Raw genomic sequence first — 11207 nt, forward strand, 5'->3', positions numbered from 1 at the left:
GGCAGGCAGGGCGCGCCCGTCAGGCGGCGGCGCGCTCCGCCGTGGCCGCCTCGATGACGCGGGCGATGGCGTCGAGCATCGCGGTGTCATCGCCCGCCATCCCGTCCATGCCGGCCATCCGGGCCACCACGGTGGCGGCGATGCGCTCCTCCACCGTGTCCTCGGCGAAGGCGTACCACACGGTCGCCCGCCGGCCGTCGCGGTGGCAGCGGCCCTCGATCTGCTGGAGCTGGATGGCGCTGTGGCGCATGTCGTGCACCACCAGCGACCGTTCCCGGTCGCCGCCCTCCATCTCGCCCTGGTGCAGCGAGATGCTCTCGGTCACCGTGAACACCACCGCGTCGAGCTGCCCGGTCTGGAACGCGATGCGGACCGCCTCGTTGGCCTCGGCCGTCCGCTCGCCGTTGATCTGCCCGACCCGCCAGCCGCGGCCGCGCAGCGCGTCCTCCAGCAGCTGCCCCGTCTCCAGGAAGGCCACGGAGACCGCGACCTGCTGGCCGTCGTCGAGCAGGTCCCCGGCGAAGTCCGCGGTGCCGGGCACCCGGAGCAGGCTGGCCTTCTGGCGGAACCGCAGGTCGGCAGCCCACCCCGCGGCGCGCCGCGTGCTGCCGCCCGCCAGCCCGAGCTCGCGGCGGAACTCGCGCCAGGTCGCCTGGTAGAGGCGGCGCGCGGCGGCGTCGAGCGCCGTCGGCGCCAGCTCGCGCTGCACCTCGGGCCAGCCGGCGATGTCGCTGGGTCGCCGCCGCATCCCGATGGCGTCCGTCCCCAGGTAGAGCAGGTCGGCCATGATTCGGCGGTCGCAATCGTTCGGGTCCCAGCTCCAGTTCTTCCAGCGCCCCTTCGCCTTGCCGATCCCCAGGCGCTTCATCAGCTCGCGGAAGCCGCCGAGGCTCCCGGTGTCGCATCCGGCCGCATCGCCGAGCAGGCGCCCGAGGTAGGCCAGCTCGTGCGGCGCCTGCCCGGCGGTGGCGCTCATGTAGACGGCGAAGGCGGCGGCGTCAGCCATGCGCCGGCAGGCCATCGACTGCTGCGCGTTCGGGTTGCGCAGGCGATGCGCCTCGTCGAACACGACCAGCGGCCAGATCCGCTTCGGCGTGCCGAGCTTCGCCAATTCGTTGTTCTTCGCTCGCGTCGACCGCTTGCCGCTCGCGGACGGCGGCAGGAGCAGCGATTTGGTGCGCTCGTAGTTGATGAGCGTCACCCGCTTGCCGGTGGGTTCGGAGTGGCGGATGGTGCGGCGCCACTGCGGCATGGCGCCCTTCGGGCAGACGATCAGCACCTCCTCCTCGGGCATCGCCGCGATGGCGAGCCAGACGGCGAGCGTCTTGCCCAGCCCCGTCAGGTCGCCCAGCAGGAAGCCGGGCCGGCCGCGGCGGCGTGCGGCGAGGATCGCGTCGCGGGCCTCCAACTGGTGAGGACGCGGCGTGAACGGGGAGGACGCGAAGGACGGTGGCTCGGTGTTCGGCAAGGCGTGAGTCTGCTGTGGCCGGCGCGTGCCGGCATCGGCGCGGACAAAGGAAAGGAGGCACCGGATGCCCGGTGCCTCCCTTACCCGGAATCGCCCGGCGGCTCAGACGGCCTTGAGGTTCTCGGCCGAGGTCTTGCCGCGCTTCGGGTCGCGCTGTTCCTCGTAGGAAATCTTCTGCCCCTCGTTGAGGCCGCGCATGCCGGCGCGCTCGACGGCGGAAATGTGGACGAACACGTCCGGGCCGCCGTTGTCGGGCTGAATGAAACCAAAGCCCTTCGTGCCGTTGAACCACTTCACGGTGCCAGTGGGCATCGCTGTCCTCCAATGATGCGGGATAGCACCCCACCACCGGCGGGGCGCATCATCTGTATTCCAGGAATCGCAGCGGTCGCGTACCCAAGGGGCGTAACAGGCCGAACGTCCGAAGCACAATGACCCGCGCAGGGTCGGCCACCTGAGGGACGATTACAAGTGAATCCGGCCCGACATCACGCAAGAGGTAGCCCGTAGGGGTCGGCATCGATCCGGTGCAGCCGGCGAGCATGGCCGAGACGCCGACCCGGCGCGGGCCTCGTTCTTTTGCACAAGTTGCTCCCCGGCCCCTCCGGTTGGTACCTTTCCTGGTGGGCATGCCAAGGCGATCGATGGCGGCTCCCGGGAGGATACGCTGATGGAGAACGCCAAAGCGGCGCACATCAATGAGTTGGTCCGTGTCGCCGAAGGCGTCGCATCCCATCGCGACACCATCATCATGGATTCCTGGCGGCGTTGCGTCACCGACCATAAGCTGGATCCGACGGTCTGGCGCGAGGCCTACATCCTTCCCCAGGAGCGCCTGTCGCAGCATCGCGATGCCATGGACGAGTTCCTGCGCATGGCCCGCTTCGGGCTGGAATCCCTGTACCGGCAGGTGGCCGGCATGGGCTACGCCCTCCTGCTCACCGACAGCAAGGGCATCACCGTCGATTTCATCGGCGACCGGGCGTCGGACAGCGATCTGCGCCGGACCGGCCTCTATCTCGGCGCCGACTGGAACGAGGGGCGGGCGGGCACCTGCGCGGTCGGCACCTGCATCGCCACGGGAGAGGCGCTGACCGTCCACCAGACGGACCACTTCGACGCCACCCACATCCCGCTGACCTGCACCGCCGCTCCGGTCTTCGACAGCGGCGGCATGCTCGCGGCGGTGCTGGACATCTCGGCCTTGCGTTCACCGGAGCCGAAGATCAGCCAGTACCTGGCGCTCCAACTGGTCAAGTCCTACGCGCACAAGATCGAAAACGCCAACCTCTACAACAGCTTCCGCCGGGACTGGGTGATCAAGCTGTCCGCGTCCCTGGAATTCGTCGAGGTGGATCCGGACTTCGTGATCGCGCTGGACGGCGCCGGCCGGATCATCGGCTTCAACCATCGTGCCGGCCAGATGCTGGCCGCCGAGGACGCGAGTGGGGCTCCGCTCCTCGGGCGTCCCTTCTCCGACCTCTTCGATTGCCATGTGGACGATCTGGTGCGCTTCGTCCGCTCGCTGCCGACCGACCAGCGGACGCTGCGTCTGCAGCGCAGCGGGACGCCCCTGTTCGCCCAGGCGATGCCGCCGCCGGCCATCACCCTCCCGCGCCCGCGCGGCGGCGAGGAGGAGAGCCTGCCCAAGCCGCTCCAGGCCATCTCCGGCGGCGATCCGGCGCTGACGGCGGCGCTGACGCGCGCGGCGAAGCTGGTGAACACGCGGATGAGCCTGCTGATCCACGGCGAAACCGGCACCGGCAAGGAACACCTCGCCAAGGCCCTGCACCGGTCGAGCGTGCGCGCGGCCAAGCCCTTCGTCGCCGTCAACTGCGCGGCCCTGCCGGAAGCGCTGATCGAGAGCGAGCTGTTCGGTTACGAGCCCGGCTCCTTCACCGGCGCCACCACGCGGGGCAAGAAGGGGCTGATCCTGGAGGCGGACGGCGGCACGCTGTTCCTGGACGAGATCGGCGACATGCCGGTGTCCTCGCAGACCCGCCTGCTGCGCGTTCTGGCGGAACGGGAGGTCACCCCCATCGGCCGCACCAAGGCGGTGTCGGTGGATGTCCGGGTGATCGCCGCGACCCACCGCGATCTGGTGGAACTGGTCAAGGCCGGCAGGTTCCGCGACGATTTGTATTTCCGGCTCAACGGCGCGGTGTTCACCGTGCCGCCGCTCCGCCAGCGCGGCGACCTCGGCTGGCTGATCGACCGCCTGCTGGCCGAGCGGGAGAAGCGCGACGGCATCGGCTACCGCATCGCCGCCCCGGCCCTGGCGGCGCTGCGCGCCCACGGCTGGCCCGGAAACGTGCGCGAGCTGGTCAACGCGCTGGACTATGCCTGCGCGGTCTGCACGGACGGCGTGATCGAGCTGGCCGACCTTCCGGAACCCGTGCAGCGCAGCGGTGAGGTCGAGGCCCGGCCGGCGTGCGGAACGACAGCCGCCGTCGGGACGGAGGATCCCGCCGTCCGTCTGCGCGACGTGCTGCGGCGTCTGCACTGGAACGTGTCGGCGGCGGCGCGGGAGATGGGCGTGGACCGGTCGACCATCCACCGTCAGATGCACCGCTTCGGCATCGTCCCGCCGCACCGCTTGGACTGAGGCGTGCAACACCTGTTGCAGAGCCCGTGCAACAGGTCCTGCAACAGGTGGGGCGGCCGCAACACCGCCGCCCGCGGCGCAATTCCTTGCAAAACCCTGATTGTTAGCCACCCGTCCGGTTTGGCACGCCCATTGCTGATACGCCCCTCGAAACCGCAACTCGGGGGAACGCAACGTGGCACCGGTCGTCGGCATCATCGCCAATCCAGTCTCCGCGCGCGACATCCGCCGTGTCGTCGCGAAGGCGGCAAGCCTCCAGATCACCGACCGCGCGAACATCGTCCTGCGGGTGCTGGCGGCGTTGCGCTCCTGCGGAATCACGGACGTGCTGATGATGCCGGAGCACGGCGGCATCGGCCGCCATGTGGCGCGAGAGTTGGCGCGCGAGTTGGCGCGCGGCGGCGCCCCCTACCCCGCCGTCCATCCGCTGCCCATGCCGGTCACCGGCACCGTCGCCGACACCCATCGCGCCGCGGCCGAGATGCGCCGGGCGGGCGTGGCCGCCATCGTCGTGCTGGGCGGCGACGGCACCCACCGCGCCGTGGCCGCCCATTGCGGGGGCGTGCCCATCGCCGGCATTTCCACCGGCACCAACAACGCCTTTCCCGAACAGCGCGAGCCGACCGTCACCGGCCTGGCGACCGGCCTGGCCGTGACCGGGCAGATCCCCGCGTCCGTCGCGTTCGCGGCGAACAAGCGCATCGACGTGTCGGTCGACGGGCGTGTGGAGGAGATCGCGCTGGTCGACGTGGCGCTGGTCACCGAGCGCTGCGTGGGCGCCCGCGCGCTGTGGAAGCCCGAAGGCTTTCGTGAGCTGTTCGTCACCTTCGCCGAGCCCGACGCCATCGGCATGTCGGCCATCGCCGGCCTGCTGGAACCCGTGGACCGGGCGGAGAGCGGCGGGCTGATGGTCCGCCTCGCCACGCCCGAGGCCGGCGCACTGGTGCTGACGGCGCCCATCGCACCGGGGCTGATGGCCCCGGTCGGGGTCGCCGGCTGGCGCCGCATGCCGGCCGGCGTGCCCGTCGTGCCGGAGATGAAGGCCGGCTCCATCGCGCTCGACGGCGAGCGGGAAATCGCATTCTCGGCGCAAGACCGCGTGTCCCTGACGCTTCGGGACGACGCGTTGCGCACCGTGAACGTGGGCGGCTGCATGCGGCACGCCGCCCAACACAGACTTTTGACCAACCGGCTGCTGACCCGCGCCCCGGCGCCGGTCACGGCCAAGCTTTGAAAACCCACAAGGGAGAAACGACCGTGACCGACAATCCGTTTCCGCTGGGCAAGGCGGACCTGCTCCAGGCCTACCGCACCATGCGGACCATCCGCGAGTTCGAGGAACGGCTGCACATCGACTTCGCCAAGGGCGACATTCCCGGCTTCGTGCACCTCTACGCCGGTGAGGAGGCCTGCGCCACCGGCATCATGATGCACCTGAACGACATTGACCGCATCGCCTCCACCCACCGCGGGCACGGCCACTGCATCGCCAAGGGCGTGGACGTCCACGCGATGATGGCGGAGATCTACGGCCGTGCCACCGGCGCCTGCCGGGGCAAGGGCGGGTCGATGCACATCGCCGACCTGTCCAAGGGCATGATGGGCGCCAACGGCATCCTCGGCGCCGGCGCGCCGCTGGTCTGCGGGGCGGCCCTGGCGGCCAAGGTCCGGGGCGACGGCGGCGTCGGAATCACCTTCGTGGGCGACGGCGCGTCGAACCAGGGCACCTTCCTGGAGAGCATGAACCTCGCCGCCGTCTGGAACCTGCCGGTCATCTTCGTGGTGGAGAACAACGGCTACGCCGAATCCACGGCCATGGAATGGGCGGTCGCCTGCGACAGCTACATCGACCGCGCCACCGGCTTCGGCCTGCCCGGCGTGACGGTGGACGGCACCGACTTCTTCGCGGTGCACGAGGCGGCGGGCGAGATCATCAAGCGCGCCCGCGAGGGTGGCGGCCCGGCGCTGCTCGAATGCAACATGGTCCGCTTCTACGGCCACTTCGAAGGCGACGCCCAGACCTACCGCGCCAAGGGCGAGGTCGAGAACCTGCGCGCCAACCGCGACTGCATCAAGCTGCTGGCCCAGCGCCTGACCGAGGCCGGCACCGTCACGCCCGCCGAGCTGGAGGCCATCGACCGCGAGGTGCTCGCGCTGATCGAGGACGCCGTGCGCTGCGCCAAGGCGGCCCCGCTGCCCGTCGCGGCCGACCTGCTGAAGGACGTCTACGTCGCCTACTGAGCCGCCCCCCGCACGAAGAACGGTATTCACCGGAGGAAACATCATGTCGCGCAAGATCAGCATGAAGACGGCCATCAACGAGGCGCTGGACCTCGAGATGCGCCGCGACCCGACCGTCATCCTCATGGGCGAGGACATCGTCGGGGGCACCGGCGCGCCCGGCGAGGACGACGCCTGGGGCGGCGTGCTGGGCGTCACCAAGGGCCTGTTCGCCAAGCACGGCAACCGCCTGATGGACACGCCGCTGTCCGAATCCGCCTACATCGGCGCCGCCATCGGCGCCGCCACCTGCGGCCTGCGCCCGGTCGCCGAGCTGATGTTCATGGACTTCATGGGCGTCTGCTTCGACCAGATCTTCAACCAGGCAGCCAAGTTCCGCTACATGTTCGGCGGCAAGGCCGAGACGCCGGTGGTCATCCGCGGCATGGTCGGCGCGGGCTTCCGCGCGGCGGCCCAGCACTCGCAGATGCTCACCCCGCTGTTCACGCACATCCCCGGCCTCAAGGTCGTCTGCCCGTCGAACGCCTACGACGCCAAGGGGCTGCTGATCCAGTCGATCCGCGACAACGACCCGGTCATCTTCTGCGAGCACAAGAACCTCTACGGCCATGAGACCGACGTGCCGGCGGAGGCCTACGCCATCCCGTTCGGCGAGGCCAACGTGCTGCGCGACGGCGGCGACGTGACCATCGTCAGCTACGGCCTGACCGTGCACCGCGCCATGGACGCCGCCGACGCGCTGGCCAGGGACAAGGTGGAGGCGGAGGTCATCGACCTGCGCACCCTGTCGCCCATCGACTGGGACACCATCATCGACAGCGTCGAGCGCACCGGGCGGCTGGTCGTGGTGGACGAGGCGCACCCGCGCTGCAACCTCGCCACCGACATCTCGGCCTTCGTGGCGCAGAACGCCTTCGGCGCGCTGAAGGCCGGCATCCAGATGGTGACCCCGCCGCACACGCCGGTGCCGTTCTCGCCGTCGCTGGAGGACCTCTACATCCCCGGCGCCGACGCCATCGCCGCCGCCGTCCGCCGCACCCTCGCCCCGTCGCGCACCATCGTCGCCGCCTGATCCCGGAGCCGCTTTCCATGTCCACTCTGAACGAGCGCATCAAGCCCATCGTCATGCCCAAGTGGGGCCTGTCCATGTCGGAGGGCAAGGTCACCGGCTGGCTGAAGCAGCCGGGGTCCACCGTCACTCTCGGCGAGGATCTGCTGGAGGTCGAGACCGACAAGATCACCAACGTGGTGGAGGCCGGCGACGCCGGCATCCTGCGCCGCGTGCTGGGCGAGCCAGGCATCGTCTATCCCGTGAAGGCGCTCATCGGCGTGCTGGCCGACCCCGACGTGCCGGACGACGACATCGACGCCTTCGTCGCCGGTTACGCCGTGCCCGCCGCCGAGGGCGAGGACGGCGGCGCCGATTCCGGCCCGCGCTACGAATTCGCCGAAACGGCGGCCGGCGCTCTCCGCTACGCAAAGCGCGGCGAGGGGGAGACGACCGTGCTGCTGGTCCACGGCTTCGGCGGCGACCTCGACAACTGGCTGTTCACCATCGACGCGCTGGCCGAGGGCGCCACCGTCTACGCCCTGGACCTGCCGGGACACGGGCAGTCCACGAAGGCGCTGCCGGATCCGTCGCTGCCGGGCCTGTCCGGGACGGTGCTGGCCTTCATGGACGCGGTGGGTATCCCGGCCGCGCATCTGGTCGGCCACTCCATGGGCGGGGCGGTGTCCATGCGCACCGCGCTGGACGCGCCGGAGCGCGTGCTCTCCCTGTCGCTGATCTGCTCCGCCGGCCTGGGGCGGGAGATCAATCAGGACTACATCGAGGGCTTCATCCAGGCCGCCTCGCGCCGCGAGCTGAAGCCGGTGCTGGAGACCCTGTTCGCCGACCCCGGGCTGGTCAGCCGCCAGATGATCGACGATTTGCTGAAGTACAAGCGGCTGGACGGCGTGGACGGCGCCTTGCGGGCCATCGCGTCGTCGGCGTTCGAAGGCGGGCGGCAGATCGAGGCCCTGGATGCGGCCGTCGGTGCGGCGAGCGTGCCGACGCTGGTCGTCTGGGGCGAGCAGGACCGGGTCATCCCCGCCGCCCATGCCACGGCGCTCGGTTCGGCCGAGCGCGTCGAGGTGATCCCGAACGCGGGCCACATGGTCCAGATGGAGGCGGCCGGCAAGGTCAACGCCCTCCTGAAAGAACACATCCGCAAGCACGCCTGACGCGAAAGGCCGGCCCCAAGGGCCGGCCTTTTCAAGAAACCAAGCAAACGGAGGAAACTTCATGCTTCCGGTCCATCAGGCCGAAAAGCCGGCCTGGCTTCGCGTCCGCGCGCCCGCCGCCGGAGCCCATGACGAGACCCACGCCCTGGTCCGCCGGCACGCCCTGCACACGGTCTGCGAGGAGGCGGCCTGCCCCAACATCGGGGAGTGCTGGAGCAAGCGGCACGCCACGGTGATGATCCTGGGCAGCGTGTGCACGCGGGCCTGCGCCTTCTGCAACGTGGCGACCGGACGGCCCGACGCGCTGGACCCGCACGAGCCGGAGCGGCTGGCCGAGGCGGTGCTGGAGCTTGGCCTGCGCCACGTGGTCATCACCTCGGTGGACCGTGACGATCTGCCGGACGGCGGCGCCCGGCAGTTCGTGCGGTGCATCGAGAGGATCCGCGCCGCATCCCCGGCGACGACCATCGAGATCCTCACCCCCGACTTCCGCAACAAGCCGGGCGCCATCGAGGCGGTGTCCGACGCCCGCCCGGACGTCTACAACCACAATCTGGAGACGGTGCCGCGCCTCTACGCGACCGTGCGGCCGGGGGCGCGCTATTACCACTCGCTCCGCCTGCTCGATCGGGTGAAGGAGCGGCATGCGGCGATCTTCACCAAATCCGGCATCATGCTCGGCCTCGGCGAAGAGCGCAGGGAGGTTCTTCAGGTCATGGACGACCTGCGCACGGCCGGCGTCGACTTCCTGACCATTGGCCAGTACCTGCGCCCCACGCCGCGCCACCACCCGGTGGCGCGCTACGCGCCGCCGGAGGAGTTCGCCGAATACGAAAGGGTGGCGCGGGCCAAAGGCTTCCTGATGGTCTCGGCGAGCCCGCTGACCCGCTCGTCCTACCACGCCGAACAGGATTTCGCGGCGCTGGCGCGAAACTCGGGACGGGGCAAGGCCGTCCGGCAAAGCCCCAGCGGCTAATAAGGAGGGCGCCTGAAGGTGTCGGCCTTATGACGTCCTCAATCCATGCTATCGCTCCGATCTGCCGGCTTTACCGGCGGCGCTGAACGGAAGCCATCATGCGCCGCCGGCATGAGCGGCTCGACCAGGGGCCGGCGGCGTTCGGGCACCACCTTTCCATGCCCGCGCTGCGGCCGTCGCGCTGAGTAGCGATGCAGCCTTCATGGCAGCTCCCAAGTATGGCTGGACCGGACATGCGCTTCCTGTTGCGCATTCAGGGCGTCAATGGCGTAATTCAATGGTCGTCCCCGCCATGCTACTTTATTTTTTCTTGATTATTGTCAACTTCGCGTGCCGTAGCGAGCCGATACCGTATTGATGCCCTGGGGCGCGGCGAAGGAACTTGCTCAGTATTTCGCGGTTACATGATGGCGTGCCTGGAGCGCAGCCATGGCGTCGGGGTACCTCGCCATCCGGGTTCGTCCGTTTGCGCCGTGGCCGCGCCGCTCTTTTTGCGTTTTGACTTGCGTTGGGTGCGTAACCTTACCGTGTAACGACAGCAGGGGGAGGTGATGGCCGAGCGGCTCACGAAATCAGCGGCCCGCAACATCTTCTATGGCGGGTCGCTTTTCTTTTTCATCACCTTCGTCGCGTTGACGGTCCACAGCCATTACTACATGCGCACGACCAGCACCGACGAGGCGACGCTGACCGAGGGCGTCGCCCGCGGCAAGCACGTGTGGGAACGCAACGCCTGCATCAACTGCCACTCCCTGCTGGGGGAGGGCGCCTACTTCGCCCCGGAACTCGGCAACGTCTGGGTCCGCTACGGCGGCCGCGACGACGCGGAGAGCGCGCGGGCGGCGCTGGTCGCCTGGATGCAGGCGCAGCCCAGCGGCGTCGAGGGGCGCCGCCAGATGCCGCAGTTCAACCTGACCGAACAGGAACTCAACGACCTCGTCGACTTCCTGGAATGGACCAGCCGCATCGACACGCAGGGCTGGCCGCCCAACAACGCAGGCTGACGGGGGGAGCCGCCGCATGAGATACGCCACGCAACGCATCGCCTACTGGTACTTCGCCTGCGCGATGGCGCTGTTCCTCGTCCAGGTTCTGGTGGGGTCGCTGGCCGGCACCGTCTACGTGGTGCCGAACTTCCTGGCCGAGATCCTGCCCTTCAACATCCTGCGCATGATCCACACCAACGCGCTGATCGTGTGGCTGCTGCTGGGCTTCTTCGGCTGCGCCTACTACCTGATCCCCGAGGAGGCGGAGCGCGACATCGAGAGCCGGACGCTCGCCTACCTTCAGCTGGCGATCCTGATGATCGGCGCGCTGGGCGCCGTGGTCGGCTACACGCTGGGCATCCACGAGGGGCGCGAGTTCCTGGAGCAACCGCTGTGGGTGAAGGCCGGCATCGTCGTCGCCGCGCTGATGTTCCTCTACAACGTCACCATGACGGTCTACCGCGGGCGCCGGACGGCGATCACCAACGTCCTGCTGCTGGGGTTGTGGGGGGTGGCGATCTTCTTCCTCTTCGCCTTCTACAACCCGACGAACCTGGCGCTGGACAAGCTGTACTGGTGGTACGTCGTCCACCTGTGGGTGGAGGGCGTGTGGGAGCTGGTGATGGCCGCCGTGCTGGCCTTCCTGGTCATCAAGATGACCGGCGTCGACCGCGAGGTGGTGGAGAAGTGGCTGTACGCCATCGTCGG

The 11207-nt window shown here is 69.4% G+C and carries 10 protein-coding genes; 8 read left to right on the forward strand and 2 right to left on the reverse strand.

The window, feature by feature from the left end:
- Positions 1 to 19: 19 nt before the first annotated feature.
- Positions 20 to 1468, reverse strand: a complete 1449-nt coding sequence (locus VED21_RS26710) for a DEAD/DEAH box helicase family protein (RefSeq protein WP_324887799.1) — start codon at positions 1466 to 1468, stop codon at positions 20 to 22.
- A 102-nt stretch (positions 1469 to 1570) separates the two neighbouring features.
- Complete coding sequence (locus tag VED21_RS26715; protein ID WP_324887801.1) at positions 1571 to 1780, reverse strand: cold-shock protein; 210 nt, start codon at positions 1778 to 1780, stop codon at positions 1571 to 1573.
- Between the two features lie 358 nt (positions 1781 to 2138).
- On the opposite strand from VED21_RS26715, the gene VED21_RS26720 reads away from it, so the two are divergent.
- From VED21_RS26720 to VED21_RS26755, 8 genes are all read left to right on the forward strand, one after another.
- Positions 2139 to 4073, forward strand: coding sequence for a sigma-54-dependent Fis family transcriptional regulator (locus tag VED21_RS26720; RefSeq protein WP_324887803.1), 1935 nt, complete (start codon positions 2139 to 2141; stop codon positions 4071 to 4073).
- Positions 4074 to 4248: 175 nt separating this feature from the next.
- Complete coding sequence (locus VED21_RS26725; RefSeq protein WP_324887805.1) at positions 4249 to 5307, forward strand: ATP-NAD kinase family protein; 1059 nt, start codon at positions 4249 to 4251, stop codon at positions 5305 to 5307.
- Positions 5308 to 5330: 23 nt separating this feature from the next.
- Positions 5331 to 6314 (forward strand): thiamine pyrophosphate-dependent dehydrogenase E1 component subunit alpha, encoded by a 984-nt coding sequence (locus tag VED21_RS26730; RefSeq protein ID WP_324887807.1) that lies wholly within the window; start codon positions 5331 to 5333, stop codon positions 6312 to 6314.
- Between the two features lie 43 nt (positions 6315 to 6357).
- Complete coding sequence (locus VED21_RS26735; RefSeq protein WP_324887809.1) at positions 6358 to 7386, forward strand: alpha-ketoacid dehydrogenase subunit beta; 1029 nt, start codon at positions 6358 to 6360, stop codon at positions 7384 to 7386.
- A 17-nt stretch (positions 7387 to 7403) separates the two neighbouring features.
- The gene (locus tag VED21_RS26740) at positions 7404 to 8537 is read left to right on the forward strand and encodes an acetoin dehydrogenase dihydrolipoyllysine-residue acetyltransferase subunit (protein ID WP_324887811.1); all 1134 of its coding nucleotides are present in this window, start codon (positions 7404 to 7406) and stop codon (positions 8535 to 8537) included.
- Between the two features lie 61 nt (positions 8538 to 8598).
- Entirely contained in the window at positions 8599 to 9513 is a 915-nt protein-coding gene (gene lipA, locus VED21_RS26745; RefSeq protein ID WP_324887813.1) for a lipoyl synthase, read from the forward strand.
- A 551-nt stretch (positions 9514 to 10064) separates the two neighbouring features.
- Positions 10065 to 10517 (forward strand): cytochrome c, encoded by a 453-nt coding sequence (locus VED21_RS26750; protein WP_324887815.1) that lies wholly within the window; start codon positions 10065 to 10067, stop codon positions 10515 to 10517.
- Between the two features lie 16 nt (positions 10518 to 10533).
- On the forward strand, positions 10534 to 11207 hold a 674-nt coding region (locus VED21_RS26755; protein WP_324887816.1), incomplete at its 3' end, for a cbb3-type cytochrome c oxidase subunit I.

Source organism: Azospirillum sp. (assembly GCF_035627195.1).
In the GTDB taxonomy this organism is placed as follows: domain Bacteria; phylum Pseudomonadota; class Alphaproteobacteria; order Azospirillales; family Azospirillaceae; genus Azospirillum.